17 protein-coding genes and 1 pseudogene are annotated in these 19,314 nt (G+C 56.3%); 7 read left to right on the top strand and 11 right to left on the bottom strand.

Features of this window, described 5'->3' with window-relative positions; translation table 11 throughout:
* Window positions 1-151: 151 nt before the first annotated feature.
* Window positions 152-952: a hypothetical protein gene (locus B9A95_RS32035; protein WP_212648302.1), complete on the bottom strand. Its 801-nt coding sequence runs from the start codon at window positions 950-952 to the stop codon at window positions 152-154.
* Between the two features lie 10 nt (window positions 953-962).
* Window positions 963-2,318 (bottom strand): IS66 family transposase, encoded by a 1,356-nt coding sequence (gene tnpC / locus B9A95_RS10435; RefSeq protein ID WP_084047171.1) that lies wholly within the window; start codon window positions 2,316-2,318, stop codon window positions 963-965.
* A 293-nt stretch (window positions 2,319-2,611) separates the two neighbouring features.
* Between tnpC and B9A95_RS10440 the strand changes: the two genes are divergently transcribed.
* Window positions 2,612-3,175: a GGDEF domain-containing protein gene (locus tag B9A95_RS10440; protein ID WP_170928575.1), complete on the top strand. Its 564-nt coding sequence runs from the start codon at window positions 2,612-2,614 to the stop codon at window positions 3,173-3,175.
* A gap of 105 nt (window positions 3,176-3,280) precedes the next feature.
* Here B9A95_RS10440 and B9A95_RS10445 read toward each other — a convergent pair whose 3' ends face one another.
* On the bottom strand, window positions 3,281-3,667 hold the full coding sequence (locus B9A95_RS10445) for a hypothetical protein (protein ID WP_084047175.1): 387 nt from the start codon (window positions 3,665-3,667) through the stop codon (window positions 3,281-3,283).
* A gap of 553 nt (window positions 3,668-4,220) precedes the next feature.
* Here B9A95_RS10445 and B9A95_RS10450 point away from each other — a divergent pair.
* The 3 genes from B9A95_RS10450 to B9A95_RS10460 all read left to right on the top strand — a co-directional run bounded on the left by B9A95_RS10450 (window position 4,221) and on the right by B9A95_RS10460 (window position 5,875).
* Window positions 4,221-4,517, top strand: coding sequence for a hypothetical protein (locus tag B9A95_RS10450; protein ID WP_084047176.1), 297 nt, complete (start codon window positions 4,221-4,223; stop codon window positions 4,515-4,517).
* A gap of 66 nt (window positions 4,518-4,583) precedes the next feature.
* A complete protein-coding gene (locus B9A95_RS10455) occupies window positions 4,584-4,850 on the top strand; it encodes an antitoxin VbhA family protein (RefSeq protein ID WP_084047178.1) in 267 nt (88 codons plus the stop codon).
* 137 nt (window positions 4,851-4,987) lie between these two features.
* The gene (locus tag B9A95_RS10460) at window positions 4,988-5,875 is read left to right on the top strand and encodes a Fic/DOC family protein (protein ID WP_281255861.1); all 888 of its coding nucleotides are present in this window, start codon (window positions 4,988-4,990) and stop codon (window positions 5,873-5,875) included.
* Here B9A95_RS10460 and B9A95_RS10465 read toward each other — a convergent pair.
* Window positions 5,864-6,487, bottom strand: a pseudogene (locus B9A95_RS10465) (IS6 family transposase); the annotation flags it as partial. The gene B9A95_RS10460 and the pseudogene B9A95_RS10465 overlap by 12 nt on opposite strands.
* 142 nt (window positions 6,488-6,629) lie before the next feature.
* Here B9A95_RS10465 and B9A95_RS10470 point away from each other — a divergent pair.
* Window positions 6,630-7,832 carry an alpha/beta hydrolase gene (locus B9A95_RS10470; protein ID WP_084047182.1) on the top strand — a complete coding sequence of 401 codons (1,203 nt, stop codon included), beginning with the start codon at window positions 6,630-6,632 and terminating at the stop codon, window positions 7,830-7,832.
* 141 nt (window positions 7,833-7,973) lie between these two features.
* Here B9A95_RS10470 and B9A95_RS33545 read toward each other — a convergent pair whose 3' ends face one another.
* From B9A95_RS33545 to B9A95_RS10495, 6 genes are all read right to left on the bottom strand, one after another.
* Complete coding sequence (locus tag B9A95_RS33545) at window positions 7,974-8,144, bottom strand: hypothetical protein (RefSeq protein WP_170928576.1); 171 nt, start codon at window positions 8,142-8,144, stop codon at window positions 7,974-7,976.
* 226 nt (window positions 8,145-8,370) lie between these two features.
* The gene (locus B9A95_RS10475; RefSeq protein ID WP_084047184.1) at window positions 8,371-9,786 is read right to left on the bottom strand and encodes a glycoside hydrolase family 32 protein; all 1,416 of its coding nucleotides are present in this window, start codon (window positions 9,784-9,786) and stop codon (window positions 8,371-8,373) included.
* A gap of 5 nt (window positions 9,787-9,791) precedes the next feature.
* Window positions 9,792-10,628 carry a carbohydrate ABC transporter permease gene (locus B9A95_RS10480; protein ID WP_084047186.1) on the bottom strand — a complete coding sequence of 279 codons (837 nt, stop codon included), beginning with the start codon at window positions 10,626-10,628 and terminating at the stop codon, window positions 9,792-9,794.
* Between the two features lie 8 nt (window positions 10,629-10,636).
* Complete coding sequence (locus B9A95_RS10485; RefSeq protein WP_084047188.1) at window positions 10,637-11,491, bottom strand: carbohydrate ABC transporter permease; 855 nt, start codon at window positions 11,489-11,491, stop codon at window positions 10,637-10,639.
* A gap of 137 nt (window positions 11,492-11,628) precedes the next feature.
* Window positions 11,629-12,897, bottom strand: coding sequence for an ABC transporter substrate-binding protein (locus tag B9A95_RS10490; RefSeq protein ID WP_084047190.1), 1,269 nt, complete (start codon window positions 12,895-12,897; stop codon window positions 11,629-11,631).
* A 65-nt stretch (window positions 12,898-12,962) separates the two neighbouring features.
* Complete coding sequence (locus B9A95_RS10495) at window positions 12,963-14,039, bottom strand: LacI family DNA-binding transcriptional regulator (protein WP_084047191.1); 1,077 nt, start codon at window positions 14,037-14,039, stop codon at window positions 12,963-12,965.
* A gap of 371 nt (window positions 14,040-14,410) precedes the next feature.
* Here B9A95_RS10495 and B9A95_RS10500 point away from each other — a divergent pair, with 371 nt between their 5' ends.
* Together B9A95_RS10500 and B9A95_RS10505 are read left to right on the top strand one after the other, a co-directional pair.
* Window positions 14,411-15,385 carry a substrate-binding domain-containing protein gene (locus B9A95_RS10500; protein ID WP_084047193.1) on the top strand — a complete coding sequence of 325 codons (975 nt, stop codon included), beginning with the start codon at window positions 14,411-14,413 and terminating at the stop codon, window positions 15,383-15,385.
* Complete coding sequence (locus tag B9A95_RS10505; protein WP_084047195.1) at window positions 15,386-16,174, top strand: substrate-binding periplasmic protein; 789 nt, start codon at window positions 15,386-15,388, stop codon at window positions 16,172-16,174.
* A gap of 115 nt (window positions 16,175-16,289) precedes the next feature.
* On the opposite strand, the gene B9A95_RS36205 is transcribed toward B9A95_RS10505, so the two are convergent.
* Window positions 16,290-19,271 (bottom strand): GH32 C-terminal domain-containing protein, encoded by a 2,982-nt coding sequence (locus tag B9A95_RS36205; protein ID WP_281255846.1) that lies wholly within the window; start codon window positions 19,269-19,271, stop codon window positions 16,290-16,292.
* Window positions 19,272-19,314: the final 43 nt, after the last annotated feature.

Genomic DNA, 19,314 nt, shown 5'->3' on the forward strand with positions numbered 1-19,314 from the left:
GGGAGAGGTTCATCTGGACCGATGGTATGGAGAGAAGTCGACATAATTTTCCGAACTGGCATTGGGAAGATACACGCTCCTTAAAGCGGTGTGCTGAAGTCCTTGTCCTTTGAGGCCGATCACACCTGGCAGTAAGATACCGGGTGACTACTCAGCACGAGTTTGCTCTGTCCTGAGGAACCACCAATGCAGAACGAATAGCCAACGCAACGTCCCATGGAAATGGGAGCGGCACCAGAGCTTCAGGTCGTTGCTGAACCACCTCGACCCGACGGGTTAATTCATATTCATTTGCCGTGCTAGGGGTTCCAATTAAAGCATCCTCAATCCAGCAAGCGAGCTCAGGCGGCTCACACAACAACTCACCCCGAAGGAGAACCTTGTGTAAGAGGCCTTCTTTTATTTGTATCTCAACGTAAATAGTATAATCCCATCCAATATTCGTGAACTCCCCTCGGTAATTTCCTTCAGGATGCGGAGAAGAACTGGGATTTGGGTAGTAAGGATGCCCAGGAATAGGCAGTGATCCATTACCAATGTGAGTCTCATAGCGCAGAAACTCATTTTGATAAGCTTTTAGTATAGCAAGAAAGACTTTTATAGGTAGGATTACGACTGGATCGCTGGTAATACCATCGCTAGAGTCACTCCAAGAGTAGATCTCGATAAGATTATTATACAAGAATGCTCGCGCGGATTGTGCATAAATACCTGATTGGCGCGAATTCAAGAGTTTTGCCATCAGATCCTCAAGCCAATTATCTTCATAACCGATTTGGCCTACAAAGCGTTCAATAGCTAAGCATTCTCGCTCTTTCACGCGAAACGTAGGCTTCGATCTATCATACCCGATTTGATTATTAATCAAAATCTCTTCTTGAAAACATACAAAATAATATCTGACGTCAAAATAATAGAAAACAAGATTGGATTCAGGGTTAGTAGATTTCATTCGTAATATCTCAGCCCAAGAACGAGAATTGAGGAAAAAGGACGTCATTACGGAATATGCTGACCAACCCGTTATAGGCACAGAGGCCTTGCTTCTGAAGCGTCGAGAGATAACTCCGAATGCGGCAGAAGTTCTTCCCTCCCGCAGCAGAACGAAAGCCACCAGAAATCTTGCGCTTCACGCACACCATTCGAATGTCTCGCTCGGCTTGATTGTTGTCGAACGGAACCCCGTCCTCCAAGAGGAAGCGTAACATCTTGTCTCGGTGTTTCTGACAGCGAAGCGCGAGGTTGCGCCCCGGGGACTGCTTCACCCGTCCCCGCTGCTTCGGAACCGGCTCCGCGGCGGGGTTGGTTTCCAACCCCGCTTCCACGAGGGCATCAAAGCGAACCAGGAACGCCGCTTTCTCGTCTGGTGTGAGGGTGCCTGCCTTGTGTTGATGGTAGACCCCTTGGAGTGCGGTCCGCAGTTCCCCCGCCCAACCTTGCTCCAACTGTTCGTGGAGGAAACGCAACTCCCGGAGCAAGTGCGCGTTACACAGCGCGTAGCGGGCAGCAAGTTGGAAGTACGAGAGCCAGGCATCATGCATCAACACGCCGCGGTACCGGGGCAGGACCCCCAAGGCCTGGATGGCGACCGACCCGCGGTGCGGGTCGTGTCCGTAGAGGGTGAGCTGCTTGCTGCTGATGACGTGCACCCAGGCGAGTTTGCCCTTCACCGTACTGCCGGTCTCGTCCACATGCAGGACGGGTTGTTCGAGCAAGGTTTCTTTCAGTCCAGCCTCAAACCCAGCCAATCGCTCTGTGGTGAGGTTGAGGTGCAGCGCGAGTGTCCCTTCACTGGGGCGCTGACCGCACAATGTTTGGAGCACGTCCCCCACCCGCTTAAAGGGAAGGAATTGGGCAACATTGAGATACACGGCTAGGCCCTGGAAGCGAGGGCCGTACTGCACTTGACCGCGCACGTCCCGTGGGAACGCCGCCTGTTGTCGGTGGTGACAGCGGGGGCACACCTTCACTTCGGCCTGGTACTCGGTCACGTGCAGCTGGACGTCCGGCAGGTCCATCACTTGCCTGGCCAGCAAGTCTTGCACTGCGACCTCGTTCCAATGCTGCCCACACGTACAGCTTCCCGTCACGGGCAGCACGACCACCTCGTCGGGAGAAGGGCTCATCTTCAAGGTCGTTCCGGGGTGTCCCACTTGACCACCAGAAGAGCGAACGCCAGAGGGGCGTTCGCTCTTGGGCTTCTTCTTCCAGCCCTGGTCCTGGCTGGGGGGCTGATGGGACGTCTCGCTGGTCCGAGCCACCTGCGCTTCCAACTCGCGGATGCGCGCTTGGAGCCGTTCACAGTTGGGGCAGGTCACGTCCGAGATGCTCTCACCTTACCCCATCCCACCCGGGCGTGAGGGAGCTGCTGAGTAGTGGTACTCCGTTGGGTCTGGAACTGCTGGCGAAAAACACGGTGGATTCCCACTCTTTGTGTACCGCGCTGACCCCAGAAACAGGGGCGCCATCCATCAGGTTCCCGCCAGTCAACGGAGTACCAGTAGTCACGATACCGGTTCTTTTTCAGGCGTCTGAAGCTGACGCCCGAGCCGCGGGCCAGTATTGTCACGGACCTGGAGCCGTACACTGCTGCACGGGGGAGGACCGCCGCTTGCCCTGGCGCAACAGTGACCGCGTGCTGCTGGAGGCGGCGGGCCGCAGTGTTCGGGCCGCCATCGTCCGCCGCGCTGTCTTGGATGCCGAACGGCAAACCGCACGGCAGGATGCCTTGACGGGGCTGCTCAACCGCCGGGCGTTCGATGAGGACCTGGCGCAGCACTGGGCGGCGGGAACGCCGTTCACACTGGCCGGGATGGACCTGGACGGGTTCAAGGCGCTGAACGACACCGAGGGCCACACGCAAGGGGATAAGATTCTGCGGCTGTTCGGGCAGGGGTTAATGTCGGAGGTGGACCACCGGGGGCAGATCTACCGACTGGGTGGAGATGAGTTCGTGCTGCTGCTCCCGGGGGAATGGGACGAGGAGGCCGTGTACGAGATCACCGACATCGCCATTCTGAATGCCCGGCAAGGAACGGTAAGTTCGATTGGGACGAGCGTGGGGATGGCCCAGCGTGCGGAAGCGGAGAGCGCGGGTGGAGTCGTTGAGCTCGCAGATGCAAGGATGTACGAGGCCAAACGCCGACGCAAAGCCCTCAGGGTCAAGCCAGACTGAAGAGAGCGCCCTCGTTTCTTTTCTCTCCCACCTCGCTTCGAAGACGCTGCATTCAAGCGGCCGTGAACGAGCCGCGCGCCGAAGTGTGGGAGGTAAAGTGCGCTGTTAGGAAGCCATCAGGGCCTGAGTGAGACTGCGCAGTTTGAAGCGGGCCATCGCCAGGTTGGCCTGATCTTTATCGAGGACCAGGTACATAAACAGCGTGTGCGTGGGGACAACATGGAGGATGTGGTACTGGTCCTGCAGGGTAATGAGGATGTCCTCGATGGATCCGGCAATGCCGAGAATCTCCATCGTCCGCATCTTGGCCTGGACAACTTCCGTGTTCCCCATGGCCGCTGCTTCCAAGTTGATACCGCTGCCCAGCATGCCCAAGGTTCGTCCACTCCCATAATCCACGAGTGCCGTGGCCACGGCACCATCAATCGTGTGGAGGGCAGCCTCCAGGGTACCCTTGACGTTCGCCCGGTCCCGCTCCTGAAGGACACGCACTGCACGCGCCCCTGAAGGACCAGGCCCTGGGGTTGGCCGCTCGTCCTCATCCATGACTCCAGGTTCGATCTTCGCAACAGGGATGGAGGATGAGGAGGGCGGGCGAACCGTCCGTGACGGCTTTCGGCTCGTCTTGCCCTTCTGAGCAGCAGGACTGACTTTTTCGGGAAGAGGGATGGTCGTGACCGGAAATGAACCCGGCGTGACCGGAACGTCGGTCTCTCGAGGGGGTGTGGGGGATGAGGAGGAAAGTGGTGCCGCCCGAGTAGACTTGCGGTTTTGCTTGCTTTTCGGATTGGTCATGAATGTCCCCCGCGACAAGGAAGGTCTTGGTCGACGGCTAGTTTGTAGACTCAGCGCACTGGTTCAGCAAGGGAAGGTTGTTTTCACCTCCTCTTGTTTCTGGTGCTTCCCATTGTGACTGATGTTCCTTTACAGCCTTATTGCGTATGTTTTGGATGCATAATTACAAATCTTAAGCCTAGAAGGACAAAAAAGACCTGAGCCACTGCTTCAAGAGACCCTGGGGCGCAGCGGCACACCTCCCGTTGGGATGACGGAGGAAGACCTCATCACACTCGTGCTCAGCAGTGGAAACCCTCGCCTCCACGCCCCATTTGAGGAGTTGGTGTACCGCTGGCTCACCGGGCCGCAGCTTCCCGAGCGGCGCAAACGCACGGTCCTGCGGCACCTCATCCGCCACGCCCGAACGTCAGAAGGCTCCATGAACAACGCCACGCCCGACCCGATAACCCAGGCGATTGCGGACCTGCTGGAGAAGTCCGGCCACACCCCAGAGGAGGCCCTGACCCTCGCCAGGGAAGCAACCCAGCGGAGCCGCACGGAATAAAAACGCGGCTCACACGTCTTTTTCCACTCTGCTCCGTGGTATACTGCGTCTTCAGAAGGGGGCCTCATGGCGAGCATCCAGGATCAAGTTCAGAAGCGCGTGCAGGAGCTGACCGCCCAGGGCGAGCGTGAGCAGGCCGAGCGCCAGAAGCGTGCGAAGGTCGTGAAGTCCGTGCGCCGCTCGATCCAGATTGAAGGCCGCGACCTCTCCCCCGCCACGCTGGCCCTGTTCGACCAGTTCATCGAGGGGAAGCTGACCCTCGCTCAGGTGAGCGACGGCATCAACCAGCATTACCTGGGGTCTCCTGGGCGTGCGCTCGATTCAAGCACCTGAAGCTCTACAAGGAGCAGAGGTCCAGCCATCGCTGGACCTTTTTTTGACGCCCAACATGGAATCTGCATTTCGGCCCCCCGTTCTAAACTGGCTGGGTGAGCCAGAATGACCCTCTGTTCTATTACGACAACGGCACAGTGAGGAACATTCCAGGCTTGACGGATGAGCAGCGCCTCGGCGAGTTCGAGGATGCCCGGTCCGCGCTCCGGCTTGCGCAGATCAGGCTGGGGGAAGCGCCGGAAGCAACCCGAGGAAACTTTGACCTGGAGCATCTGAAAGCCATTCACCAGCACACTTTTCAGGATGTGTACGAGTGGGCGGGAAAGACGCGCGCCGAGGAGATGCAGATTGAGGGGCAGACCTTCAAGTCCGCGCCGATGCTCTACAAGGTGGACGGCTACCGGAGTCCTCCCTTCGTGCCTGCCCCGATGGTCGAGAGCGATCTGAAGCGGACCTTCCAGCAGTTGCAGGAACGCGACCACCTGCGGGGGCTCTCACGCGAGGAGTTTGCGAATCAGGCGGCCGACACCTTCGCCCGCATCAACAACGCCCACCCCTTCATGGAGGGCAACGGGCGGACCCAACGGGAGTTCATGACCCAGCTGGCGGAGCAGGCCGGGCACGAGCTGAATTTTGACGTGGTGAGCCAGGAGCGCATGACCATTGTGAGCGTCGAGTCGCGCATGGAAGACAACGGCGGGATGCGCCGCCTGTTTCAGGAGATCAGCGACCCGGACCGCGTGGCGCTGCTGGAGAAGGCCCAGGATTACCTCAGCCGTGAGAAGGTGGACTGGGACCGGGCCTATATCGCTACTGCCACCCCAGGCCGGGAGTACCAAGGGCAGGTGGGCCTCCACAGTTCGGAACTGGTCATCATCCGTGACCAGGGGGACATGCTGGTGGGTCAAACCCGTGATGTGCCCCCGGAGACCTTGAGGGCCGGAGCTGTGGTGCAGTTCACTGCGTCCGGTTACCCCAAAGGTGGAGCCGCGCCCCAGGTGCAGCGGGGAATGGATTACGAATAGGGAGACTTGGTTGCTTCGTCTCAGGGCAGCTGGGGTGGTCGTTCGGGTATGGCGGTGAAGGTTCGAGACGCGGGCGTGCAGGGCGAGGAATTCCTGCGTTCGTCGGCGTCGCTTGAAGCCGAGCTGGCTGCGTTCCTGCTGCCGAGTCGGTCGATGCGACTGTTCCACGAGGTTGTTGCAACGGGAGATGGAGACGACCTGGACGTGCTTCGCAGTGCGGAGCACGGGGCGTTCCCGCAGGGCCGCCCCGTAGCTCCACAGCATTATCGGTGTGGATGACCTCTGGGACGTCGTACTCGCTCAGCAAGCGGACGAAAAAGGACTTGGCCGCCTCGGTATCGCGGTGTTCCTGGAGGAGGATCTCCAGTACGTCCCCACGTTCGTCAACTGCCTGCCACACCAGTGTCCCACCCCGCCGACCTTGACGCACACCTCGTCCAAATGCCACCGAGAACCCCGGCGGGGTTCTCGGTGACGCAGTTCCTCGGTGAGGAGTGGCGCGAATTTGATGTTCCACTGCCGGAGGGTTTCGTGGCTGACCTGAACACCGCGCTTGTGGAGCAGTTCCTGCACCTCACGCTGGCTGAGGGGGAAGCGGTGATAGAGCCGCAGGGCATAGCCAATGACGCTCAAGGGAAAACGGTGGCGGTAGGGCGTCCGGTCACTCACAGCTCACCACCCTACCGACGTTAAGTTGCCAGAACCCGTCGAATTGAGGCCTTCTTTCCCTTCCGCCCGTCCTATCCTCGCGTGGATGTCCTTTCTTGCGCCCCGCCTCTCTGCGGCCCTCCTCAGCCTCGCTCTCCTCTCCCCCGCCACCGCAGGAGGAGCGGAGGGAGCCGGCGTCGCGCGTCCCCTGATGCCCGATTTCGCGGCCACGCCACCCTGGCCCGTCGACTGTGACCCACCCATGAACCGGACGGACGGGTGCCGCCTGCGGGTGGCCCTACCGGTTGGAATCCCTCTGCCCGCTCCGGGGGAGCTCAAGATCGTACCCGGAACCGACCGCCTGACTGTTCTGTACCGGCCGCCTGGCGCGGCGCGTGAAGTCACGATGTGCTGCGGCGTGTACCTTCCGCTGGCTCCCATTCCTGGCACTGGCGTCTGGGCCGTGACCGCGCAGATCAAGGACCTCGCGCACGCCATCCTTTCCCTCAGGGTCGATGTTGCTGGCCTGCCCTCGCCCGCGCAGGCAAACACCGTCTGGCGAGGCCCTCAGGCACCGACGGCCATTTCCCGCACGCGGGTCCTGAGCGGGAAGATCGACCGGTTCGTCCTGAAGTCCGGGAACAGCCTGGTCGGTACGCGCGAGATCACCGTCTACACTCCACCGAACTGGACCAAGGCGGAACGCCTTCCGGCGGTCTACCTGGGAGACGGCGGGATGGTGCTGGGACTGGCGCGCTCCTTGGAGCCTGCCCTAGCGAAAGGAGGTGCCCCGCGCGTCATTCTGGTGGGCATCGAGAGCGCCAGACCGACGTACGGTGAGGCCTATACCCGGGAAGGGGATCTACGCGCCCAGGAGTATCTGGAAGGGTGGGAGGGTGGCCGGGCACGCTTTGAAGCCCATGAGCAGTTCGTTCTGACTGCGGTCCTGCCGCACGTGGAACGGGCGTACCACCTCTCGCCCAGCCCACAGGACCGGGTCGTGGGCGGAGCTTCCAATGGCGGAGCCTGGGCCATCAGCATGGCCGCCCGGCATCCGGACGTCTTCCGGGGCGTGCTGGCCATGAGTCCCAGCAATGCGGGCCTGCAGAACGCCCCTCATCCCGCCGCGCGTGTCTTTGCCTCGGGAGGCACGCTGGAGTTGCCCTTTCTGGAGGCCGCCCGTCAGTACACGGCCCTGGCGCGAGGGGCTGGGCGGCCCACACGCCTCGTGACTTTGGTCGGGGGACACGACGCGTTCCTGTGGGAAGAAATCTTTCCCGCTGGCGTCACTTTTACTCTCGAGCGCTGAGCGGCAAGAACCCTGGAGGCACCCCGCGTCTCGAACCTTCACCGCCATATTCGAACGACCACCCCAGCTGCCCTGAGACGAAGCAACCAAACCACAGCACTGCTTCTCTGGCAAGAGGTATTGCAGCAGGCGGTTTGATTCTCAAACCGCCTGCGGAGCGACTCCGGCCCCCTTGAGGTTAAGTTGCCAGAACCCTCCTACGGTGAGTTCCGGAAAAAAACCGATACGCCTGATCTTGAGCTTGTCGCCCACAATCATGGGAGCTGTGAACTCCAAAATCGGAATGTGGAATGCAGCGGCGGGCTGATCCATACGGGGCTTGAGGACCAGACCTAGCGGCAACCCCAATTCTGCCAAGGTGGAGGCCACTGCTGGGTCGGCAAGAGTGAGGTCAGGTAATGCGTAAGAAACAGAGGCCGGACCTCAGACCTGCTGGAGAAAGTAGAGGACGTCCATACGCCGGGACGCATCTGACACGGCCGGATCTAGTATTTATCTCAGGGTAAGTGCTTGAGCTGCCACATTGACGACCCTTGGCCTACACGCCGTAGCTGGATTTGAGGGACCATACCTCTACCTCCATGGAGAGGGGATCCGATCCACCGAACTGAATATCCACCTCTCGAATCTGCTCTGACGGGAAGAGGAGGTCGCTGATCACCACTCGACCATCCCCTGCGAATACTTCTATGGAGGAGGCGTCCAAAAAGATCTGGAGGTCAAATTGGTCCAGATGCAGTGGAAGTTCAGCTCGGTGATCACCGGGGTAGCCATCCAAAGAGCTTGTTACCAGAGTGACAGGCCGCCGCACCCAAAGTTCACCAGAACGCACCTCAACACTCACTTCGCTTCCTGCTTCCGAACGAAACTCCAGCTTGACTTCTGCTGCTGGCATCGCAGGCCACCGAATCAGCAGTTCGTGGGCCTGATGGGGACTCAGGGAGAAGATGCCGTCTCCCTGTCGTACGGTTTTTGCCTGTCTTAGAGCCTGCAGCTCGGGTACGGGCCGTTGGGCCAGGACAGGTCCGTGGGGGTCGGCACACACCCCGAGTTCGCGGGGCAATACCATCGCGCCGCGCCAGCCCTGTGTGGGAACGTCATGGGCGTACTGCCAGTTGCTCATCCAGGCCAGCCAGACTCGGCGATCAGGAAGGTCATTCCACGTCAAAGCCGCGTAAAAGTCATTGCCGTGATCTACCCAACGGGCAGGCGTCGTCGCGGTGAACGCCTGCCCGTCAAAATCGCCCAGCCAGTACTGTGCTCCAGAACCTCCATAGGGTCCGCCCGGGTTGAGGTCCACTTTTAGGACCCAGTACAGGCGGCCCGCCTCGTCATGGAGGGGGAAAAGCTCGGGCACTTCCCAGATGCCGCCTGTAGCCCCTGCGGGACCAAACACGCTCAATGACTCCCAATCCTGGAGGTTGAACGAGCCGTAAAGCTCGACCTGCCGCTCAACAGGGTGGACCACAACCATGATCCAACGTCTCGACTTCGCATGCCAAAAGACTTTTGGGTCGCGGAAGTCTGTCTTGCCCACATCCAGGACGGGGCCACCGTGGTACGTCCAGGTTTCCCCTTGGTCCAGGCTATAAGCCAGGAATTGCGCTTGGTTGTCGGCGGTGTGTCCCGTGTAGCAGGCGACCAAAGGGGGCCGACCGCCTTTGCCGAACCCACTGGTGTTATGCCAGTCCACCACGGCACTGCCTGAGAAAATCTGGTGTTCGCGTTCTGGGAGGGCGACGTCCTGTTCCTCCCAGTGCACCAGATCAGTGCTCGTGGCCCGCCCCCAGTGGAGATTCCCATGGCTGCTCGCGTAGGGGTTGTACTGGTAATACAGGTGGTACAGGCCGCCAAAGTAGACGAGGCCATTTGGATCGTTCATCCAGTTGGCAGCAGGCGCATAATGGATGTGCGGGCGGTACTGCTCTCGCTCGGAAGTGGTGCTTCTGGACATGGATCTCAACCTTTCACGCCGGAACCGACCACAGACGCGACGAACCAACGCTGGAAAACCAGGAAGACGATGATGACAGGCAGGGCCATCAGCACGGCGAAGGCAGACACATTCCCCCAGTACGACTGCTGATTGCTGAAAAACGCCGCCATTGCGACACTAAGAGGACGGAACTCAACGCCACGCGTCACCATGCTGGGCCACAGATAACTGTTCCACACATCTAGGAAGCCCAGGATCGCGGTTGTGGCAATGACTGGCTTGCTTAGCGGAAGGCCGATCCTGAAGAAGATGGTGGGCAGGTGTGCCCCATCAATGCGCGCCGCTTCGATCAGTTCCGCAGGAATCTTGGAGAAGAACTGGTAGAAGAGGAATATTGAAAAGGCGCTGGCGATGAAGGGAACGATCTGCACCTGGTAGGAGTCCAGCCAGCCCAGGCGGCTCACCATCAGAATCAGAGGGATGAGCAGTCCTTCTCCAGGGATGACGAAGATGGCGATAATGACGGCCAAGTAGAGCTTCCGGTACGCGCCGTACCCCCAGGCGAGCGCGAAGGCTGCCGCCGAGTTGACCACTACGCCCAACCCGACAGTGCAGATCGTCACCAGTAAGGTGTTGAATAGATAACGCAAGAAGGGCTGGTATGGATCATCAATCACTTCCCGGTAGTTCTGAAAGGAAAAGACCGTGGGGAAAAACGCCTTGCTTGTACCCAGGGTACTGTTGATTGCTGCCTCGTCTGGGTTAAGGCTTACGGAGAGCATCATCATCAGTGGACCCAAAACGAGGACGGTCAGGAGTACGCCGAGAAGTAGCCGTATAACTCGTGAGATGAGGCTCATTTCGTCACCTACTCGTTTTTTAGAAGGACGCGCTGCAAGATGGCCAGCGAGCCGACGATCACGACAAAGATCACTGCCACGGCAGAGCCGAACCCGACGAGCTGGCTGGTATAGCCCTGCTGAATCATGTAGCGCACCAACGTGTTGGTGGCACCGACGGGCCCACCTCGAGTCAGAATGTCGACTTGAGTGAAGAGCTTGAACGCCTGAATGGTTGTGGTAATTAGAATCAAGATATTGACGTTTCTGAGACCTGGGAAGGTGACGTAACGGAACTGCTGCCAAGCATTTGCCCCGTCCATACGTACCGCCTCGTACCGCTCATGGGGGATGTCTTGAAGGCCAGCCAGGTACAGCAGCATTTGGAATGGGAACGTCGCCCACGCGGAGAGCAGGACGATAGCCGGCATCGCCCAAGTAGGACTGCCCAGCCAGTCTACGTACGTCTCAGCTCCGAACGCTTTGATGATGTTGTTAAAAAGGCCGTCCGGAATACGGTAGAACGCCGCCCAAACCACAATGGTCACGGTGATCGGCGTCATGAGGGGAAGGATAGCCACGCTACGGAAAAACGAGCGTAAGGGAAAGGAGGAGTTCAGCAACACGGCAACGCCTAGAGAAATTGCGCATTGAAATGGCACCACCAGCACGGCGAAGTATACGGTGTTTCTAAAGGCTTGCCAGAACGCCGGGTCCGTCAGAACCTGTTTGTAGTTTTGTAACCCTACGAAACCTGTCGGCACAGGGTTGGGCACCAGACGCTGGTCAGTGAACGAGAGGTAGATGGAAAGGACGAATGGAATCACCAGAAAGCAGAGCAGCAGCAGGGTAGCCGGGAGGAGCAACAGCAACTCTTCTGTCACCGATTGCCTCCGGCGCTTTGGCTTCTGCCTGGTCTCAACCGAAAGAACTTGGGTTGATGAGGTATGCACGCTCGCTCCTTGTCTTGAGGACGGGGCAGCAGTACGGAAGGGGGCTTCTGGCCCCCTTCCGCTTGAGGTCACTTGCTCTTATTAAAGGGCGGGTACCCTTTGTTGGCCGCTATGTCCTGGTCGATGGCCCTCGCGGCTTTGTCGAGTTCGGCCTTCACGTTGGCACCGTTCAGGATGTTGAGTACAGCATCACCGAAGGACTTGGAGATCACTGGGTAAGCCGGATGGACCGGGCGTACAAGAGCGATGGTGGCCGCTTGCTCAGCCATCAGTTCACCTTCACCCCCCTTGCCATACACCTTGCTGAGTGGCGTGGCCGACTTGCGCGAGGGGATGTAGCCGGTAATGTCAGCGTACTTGGCCACCTGCGTCTTGGACATGGCGAAATTGATGAACGCTCCAGCTTCCTGTTTATTGGGTGACGTCTGCGGAATGGCCCAACTCCACCCACCGTTGGGGGACGTCTGTTTATTCCCACAGAACTTCGGTGCTGGGATGAGCACCAGGTCGTTTCCCAAGCCAGCCTTGTGATCACGCCACATCCAGTTCCCCACCCATACGAGTGCCGCCGATTTGTCTCCAAAAAAGCGGTTGTCGCCGCCACTCTGCGGCACAATCCAGTTCTTCTTCTTCCAGTCCTGCAGAGTGGTCAGTATCTTGACACTGGCGGGAGAATTGAGAGTGCCAGTGGCCTGCCAGGTCTTGCGGTTGATCAGGTCGGCGCCACAGGATTGCAGGAGGGGAGCAAAGCCATAGCTGAGCCATTCGCCGCTGTAGTTCAACTTGAGATCAAGTGGCCAAGTCACGCCCTTCACTTTGCTGAGCTTGTTCAAGGCGTCTTGGAATTCGGTAAGGGTCCAGGCATCCTTAACGCTCTTGGGAATGCGAATTCCTGCCTGTTGCAGGTACTTTTTATTTCCCCACAGCAGCACGGTTGAGTCATAGGGGCTAATGGAGTACAGCTTGCCATCAGGGCCATAGGTACCCTGTGCGCGAATAGCAGGCAGGAGGTCTTGAAGGGTGGCCTTGTCGAAATACGGGTCGAGCGGCGCAAGTTGGCCTGACCAGGCGTAGTTGGCCATGTTCGGACCGTCGACCATGACGACGTCCGGTAGTTTCTTGCTGAGAAACCCGGCCTTCAGGGCATCGTTGATGTTGGGAATCGGTGTCACCTTAACTGTGGTTCCCTTGCCACTGTAAGCCGCGTTGAACGCCTTCTCCACGTGGAGGAAGTAAGGGCGTTCAGACTGACCTTCAATCACCCAGACGGTGATCTGCTTGGCTTGAGCAAGCGGGGCGAGGGCGGTAAGGGCCAGGGTGAGCGTCAGGGTCCGCACGATGTTCCTCCATAAGAGAATGAGAGCTTAAGATTTGAGATAACGTTATCTCAAAGGCGAAAAAATTATTGGACCATGAGGTCCACCTCCTTTGGAGGTCCGGTCGAGGAGCGCACCATCAGGCGCGCAGGCAGCCGGTGCACCACGGGGGTTGCATCGTCAAACTCCGCTTTCTCAAGACTGCGAATCATGAGGCGACATGCCTCATACCCCATCTCGTAGGCAGGTTGGGCGATGACCGTAAGAGGGGGCTCCATCATGCGCGCCCACCGGGTGTCGTCCATCCCAATGAGGGAAAGGTCATGGGGAATCGACAAGTTTCGAGATCGAAGGGCTTGAACTACACCGGCAAGCATTTCGTTGGTGGTCACGATAACGGCACTCACGTGGAGACCAGAATCAAGCAGGTGATGTGTAGCGCGTACGCCTCCTTCCTCTGAGTACTCATCCGAGATGAGCCAGTCAGGATGAACATCAAGGCCGTGGTGTGCCATTCTTTCCAGGAAGCCTTGCTTGCGTTCTACTTCCGTGCTGACAGGTGCGTTGCCGTAGATTAGCCCGATAGAGTGATGACCCAACTCGGTGAGGTGGTCGACAGCGTCACCGAGGGCAGTGTAGTTGTCGAGCAGCACCGTGTGGCGGCTGTACGCACCGAAGGTGCGGTCTACCTCAATGGTAGGGATGTGTTGGGCGAGTTCCTCAATGTACGGGTCACTGTTGGAGGAGGGAGTGATAATCAGTCCATCGACTTGATAACTCTCGAAGATCTTTGCGTAGGTCATCTCCCGCTCCAGGGTGCTGCCATGACCTGTGATGACCGCATAACCGTGATCGAGCGCAGCATTTTGAATGCCTTGTCCAAGGATGTGGTGGAAGGTTGCGATGTTGCCAGCACTGAGATAACCAATAATGCCGGTTCGGTGCTCACGGAGGCTCTTGGCCAGGCGGTTGGGCTGGTACCCCAGCTCTTTCACCGAGTGTTGAACACGCTCTCGTAACTCTGCTGCAACGTTCGGCACGCCCCGAAGCACACGGCTGACAGTTGGAACCGAGACCCCAGCGTGTTGCGCAACATCGGACAGCTTGATACTCCTAGGCATCCCCACCTCAGATAACGTTATCTTGAGATTTGAGTATCTCATTCACGGGGTACTCCGTCAAGCCCTATAGCTGCCAGCTCGCCCCACTCGACCCCGCGAGGGGAAGATCCGCTAGCCACTTATACCCGGGGCTGCGGCCGTCCAGGAACCCGGTAGAGCCTGGTGAGTCACAGCATGGGCCTTGAGGATGTCCCTCCTGTCGACCTTCCTCCTTCACCACATCGTTTTCGACTATTTCTGCAAGAGTTGTGTAAGGTGGCACATCGTATTGTTCACTCCACAAGAAGATCCTCGCTGTCCCTGAAGGGATTGGTTCTCCTGACCGATAAAGGTCTGGAGAGTGTCTATGAGCCTCAAGTGCTAATACGTTTTACTAATACGTATTAGATAGCATTCGCCAAAAGGAGTCTTATATGAAAAAGCAGCTCGTTGTAGGTGTAGCACTGTTGACGTTAATTGGTGCTGGTCAAGCCCAGACAAATCCAGGGACAGTCATTGGACTTATCCTCAAAACGGAAACTAATCCTTTTTTTGTCAAGATGAAAGATGGAGCGCAGCGAACCATCGCTACCAGTCAGGCTAAGCTTCTGACGGCAGCGGGTAAATCCGACGACGACAACGATTCCCAAGTCGCAGCAATTCAGGATATGCTTGCCCGCGGAGCAAAAACCATTCTCATTACACCTGCCGATACCCAACGCATCGTTCCTGCTATTCGTGCGGCGCGTGCTAAAGGTGTACAGGTTATCGCCCTTGACAGCACCACTGATCCGAAGTCAGCAGTCGACGCTATCTTTGCCACGGATAACAACAAGGCCGGTTTCTTGATAGGCCAATATGCCCGGACACTCATGGAGGGCAAGAAGGTCAGCATTGCCATGCTTGACCTCGCCCCCGGCTTAGCAGTAGGTATAGCTCGCCACAACGGCTTTCTCAAGGGCTTTGGAATCACCAGTGACAGTGATCCCCGTATTGTTTGCCAACAAGACACCAATGGTAGTAGAGAACTGGCCAAATCAGCTATGGCCAATTGCCTGAAGAAGAATCCCAACATTAACGTTGTGTACACGATTAACGAACCTGTCGCTGCGGGAGCATACGAGGCCATTCAAGCCAGTGGAAATCCCGGACGTGTCGCTATCTTCTCAGTGGACGGAGGCTGCCAGGGAGTAAGAGACGTGAAAGCAGGCAAGATTACTGCTACTTCCCAGCAATACCCCTTGCGGATGGCTTCGCTTGGAATTGAAGCGGGGCTGAAATACGCCATTTCAGGCATAAAAGCCACAGGATATATTGATACCGGCGTAAATTTGGTTGCCAATAAGGCAGTGAAAGGTGTAGAAAGCCGGAACACCGCGTTCGGTCTTGAAAATTGCTGGGGGAAATAAATGAAGGCTTTAACTCGTAGGTGGAGATTGATAGTTCTCTGCGCTGGTATTTTCGGTGGTATCTCGAGTCAAGCTCATGCACGCAATTTAGCTGATATTGTTAAAGCTCGGAGCATCAAGGTAGGAATTCTTACAGATGTACCAAGTTTAAATCAAGCTAGCGGTAACAAGAGGATAGGATTTGAAGTGGCACTTATGGATAAGTTTGCAAAGAGCTTAAAAATAAGCGTAGTATGGGTTAAAACAGATTCAAAGAGTATCAAAAATGATCTTACCAGCAATAAAATAGACTTACTACTTCCTCAAAGAGAACTATTGTCGTCTCCCTTGCCCTCTGGAATCAGTAACAGCGCGCCCTACTATTGCAGTGGCGCTGTCATTTTGACCAGAGATACAGCTATCAAAAACAGCAGTGGTCTTCTCGATAAGAAAATTGCAATACAACCGGGAAAGTCATATTTTGACTATCTTAAGCGCTTATCTTTAGAAAAGAATGCAAATGTTGGCCGAGACGTCAATACTACTATCCTAGATTTGATATATAAAAATGCAGATGTCGTCATTGTGGACAAACTGGCAGCACTTCAAGCTATAGGCGTCTACCCGAAGGCGAACTTGAAGATGAGCCATCTTCTATGGGCCACTCAATTTAATGCCTTAGTCAATTCTAAGGACACTACTTTAGTGGAAGCTTTTAACAGATTCATTAAAAAAATTGTAGATACAGGAGAATATGAGCAGTTGTCACAGCCTTATTTCGCTGAAAGCGTGCGTTGTTCTGGATATTGAGTCAAAAGTGATAATTAATCAAAAATATATCATGTCTAAGCAGACTAATCAATGATCTTCAAGGAAGTAGGGTAATTCATCGAAGAATGCCCTACTTCCTCACACGCAACTAATTTTAACGGTACGAATTCATCTGCCAGAGCTCGAGCCGATCAAGGACAGTAGTGGCCCCCTCGGAAAAGACTTGAACACCTTGACTGGTAGGACTAGGGAAGATCTGATCAGTGATTACAGTCTCTCCTTCACCACCGAAGACTTCCACAGAAGACCAGTCCACCATAATACGAAGTTTGACCTTTCCATTTACTGGGGCGAGGGGTGCACGCTGTATTCCAGGGAAATCAGGACTGAAAGCGACGTCACCAGAACGGGTACGGTCGACATAAACTTCCTGCGTCACCGCGTCATATCCTATGGTAGTTTCTTCGCTTTCGGCAGTGCGAACTTTAATGCCAAATTTCTTCGCCTGGCCCAGTGAAAACGTTGCTTCGATCGTACTGGTGGTGTTATTTGCCCCAGTACCAAGACTTCTCGCACCACTAGCAATGCTGAGATTACTGGCCACGAAAGAAGGCGTCTGTCGGAGACTATTGAGGGTTTGTACCGGTTGCTGAATAAGCTTGATTTTTCCATTGATAGTTTTCAGTGCCATTTCGCGGGGAATGCTCATGGCTCCGCGCCAGATAGAAGTTGGAATAAGCTCGCCGTAGTTCCAGTTGTTCATCCATCCAATCATGTAACGTTTGCCGTCAGGGTTGTTCTCCCAAGCAATCGCCGCATAATAGTCTTTCCCCCAGTCGACCCAGTTGACTCGCTGCAAGCTCGACATGGATGCACTGTCAGCGAATACAAACTGATCAGCGAGAATATGTCCCCAACCACTGGTGTTTCGGTCAACAATTTGTATCTGAGCTTGCTGGCCTTGGTACTGACTGAGGTTGAAGCTTGCCCAGTCGAGATTCTCGCTGTTCGACCCTGTGACACTCTGAACGACGTTACCCCCCACAAGCAGGTTGACCGCTGTCTCCGTCGACTGTCCTTCAACGGGAGAGTCGGAAAAGAGAAGGTGATCAAGGTTGATATGACCCCACTGGCCTGTGTTCTGATCGACCACCTGAAATTGCGCATTCCGACCTGCAAACTCCCGAACATCCCATGAAGTCCATGCCAGCGCTTCGGCGTTTTTTCCTGTGGCACTGCGTACGACCTTGCCGTCGATGATCAGATTGAGGGCCGTTGGATTTGCACCTCCCCAGGGATAGGCTCCACCACCAATCAGAAAGTTGATGTAGCCTTTGCTAAGGGTGAAGTTAGGGGATGTCAGCGTACCTACGGAGGCGTCTCCACGAACATAAGTGTTTACAAGCCCAGAGCCGACATAGCCGGTAACGGCTTGCTGATTAGGTAAGGCACCCGTTGCAGGACGCGTTCCAAACGCTTCTCCGGTGGCGGTCCAACCCCGGTAGTTCATTCCATCGAAGTCCTCGTAAATCACTCCGTCGGTGAGCACAACATGGTCAAGATTGATGTGACCCCACTGGCCCGTGTTTTGATCCACAATTTGAATCTGAGCATTTTGACCTGCCAGGTTGCGGACATCCCATGACGCCCAGGTCAAGGTTTCAGCGTTTGTTCCAGTGGCAGTGCGAACCACTTGACTATCAACGATCAGATTGATCGCTGTTGGATTTGCGCTCCCCCAGGGGTTTGCCCCACCGCCAATCAGAAAGTTGATGTAGCCCTTGTTGATGTTGAAGCTGGGTGAAGTGAGGGTACCTGTGGTGGCGTCACCCCGGATAAAAGTGTTGACAAGTCCTGCACCGGTATAGCCAGTAATGGTCTGCTGGCCGGGAAGGGCACCTGAGGCTGGACGTGTACCAAACGCTTCACCACTGGTGGTCCAGGTGCCATAACTTGTTCCATTAAAGTCTGCGAGCACCGTTCCCGCTAAGTTGGAAGGACGACTACCCGGCACATAGGGATGATTTCCACCGCCAACTTTAAAATTAAGGTATCGGCTGTTGACAGTGAACGAGGGTGAAGTGAGCGTGCCTATGGAAGGATCATACCCGTGATAGCTGTTTGCAAAACGGGTACCATCTATGCCTGTTACAGGGTTTTGGCTGTTGACACTGCCGGTCTCTGGTCCAGGACCAAAGGCTGTACCTGTGGTGGTCCAAGATCCGAAGGTGCTCTGCTCAAAATTCTGGAAGACTGTCCCAGTTGGCGGAGTATAAGGGCCCTGATCGTCCGCTATGAACCGCGTCCCATCAAAGTTGCCTATGAAGTACTGTGCTGCGGAACCACCGGCGATTCCACCCGGATTAATATTTACGACCAGCACCCACTTCTGTGGACCAGTACCGTCGACGCGCAATGGGAAGAGGTCAGGACATTCCCAGACGCCCCCTGTCGCTCCGGCTGGGCCAAACTCGCTGAGCAGATCCCACTTCTTCAAGTCTTTGGAAGTGTAGAAGCGGACCTTGTGATCGACGGACATGGAGACGGTCATCAACCAGCTTTGTGTAGGCGCGTACCACTGCACTTTCGGATCGCGAAATTCCGAAGAATTGATGTCAATCACAGGGTTATTGGCGTACTTTGTCCAAGTACGGCCTTTGTCCAGGCTATAGGCCAGCGCCTGCGTCTGCTTGCCAGTGGCTTTGTTAGCACTTGTGTAAACGGCAACCATCGCAGGACTGGCAGGGTTGCCGAATCCAGAAGTATTGTTTACATCAACGACAGCGCTGCCCGAGAAAATGGCCTCATTGGCATCGTGGGAGATGGCCACTGGCAGTTCCTGCCAGTGCACCAAGTCTGTGCTGACTGCATGCCCCCAACTCATGTTGCCCCATTTGGTGCCGCTCGGGTTGTATTGATAGAAGAGGTGATACTCACCCGCGTAATACACGAGTCCATTCGGGTCGTTCATCCAGTTGACCTGAGGAGTAAAATGATACTGCGGCCGGTAGCGTTCAGTTAATGCTTGTGCAGCGAGTCGCGGCGTTACTCCTACCCGTGATTCCTCCGATCGACTCTCCGGTTGGTTTTGTATTGTACCGCAACTTGTAAGCAGGCCAATGAAGAGAAGCGTCAAATTATTACGGGATCTATTAGTTAACCGGGACATGATGAACTCC

The sequence above is a fragment of the Deinococcus hopiensis KR-140 genome (assembly GCF_900176165.1).
GTDB lineage: Bacteria > Deinococcota > Deinococci > Deinococcales > Deinococcaceae > Deinococcus > Deinococcus hopiensis.

Bases quoted from the DNA above. Each gene is read 5' to 3' on its own strand.
- B9A95_RS32035 (WP_212648302.1), bottom strand. From the start codon at position 952: ATGAAATCTACTAACCCTGAATCCAATCTTGTTTTCTATTATTTTGAC.
- B9A95_RS10450 (WP_084047176.1), top strand. From the start codon at position 4,221: ATGACGGAGGAAGACCTCATCACACTCGTGCTCAGCAGTGGAAACCCT.
- B9A95_RS10455 (WP_084047178.1), top strand. From the start codon at position 4,584: ATGGCGAGCATCCAGGATCAAGTTCAGAAGCGCGTGCAGGAGCTGACC.
- B9A95_RS10470 (WP_084047182.1), top strand. From the start codon at position 6,630: ATGTCCTTTCTTGCGCCCCGCCTCTCTGCGGCCCTCCTCAGCCTCGCT.
- B9A95_RS33545 (WP_170928576.1), bottom strand. From the start codon at position 8,144: ATGGATCAGCCCGCCGCTGCATTCCACATTCCGATTTTGGAGTTCACA.
- B9A95_RS10475 (WP_084047184.1), bottom strand. From the start codon at position 9,786: ATGTCCAGAAGCACCACTTCCGAGCGAGAGCAGTACCGCCCGCACATC.
- B9A95_RS10480 (WP_084047186.1), bottom strand. From the start codon at position 10,628: ATGAGCCTCATCTCACGAGTTATACGGCTACTTCTCGGCGTACTCCTG.
- B9A95_RS10495 (WP_084047191.1), bottom strand. From the start codon at position 14,039: ATGAGATACTCAAATCTCAAGATAACGTTATCTGAGGTGGGGATGCCT.
- B9A95_RS10500 (WP_084047193.1), top strand. From the start codon at position 14,411: ATGAAAAAGCAGCTCGTTGTAGGTGTAGCACTGTTGACGTTAATTGGT.
- B9A95_RS10505 (WP_084047195.1), top strand. From the start codon at position 15,386: ATGAAGGCTTTAACTCGTAGGTGGAGATTGATAGTTCTCTGCGCTGGT.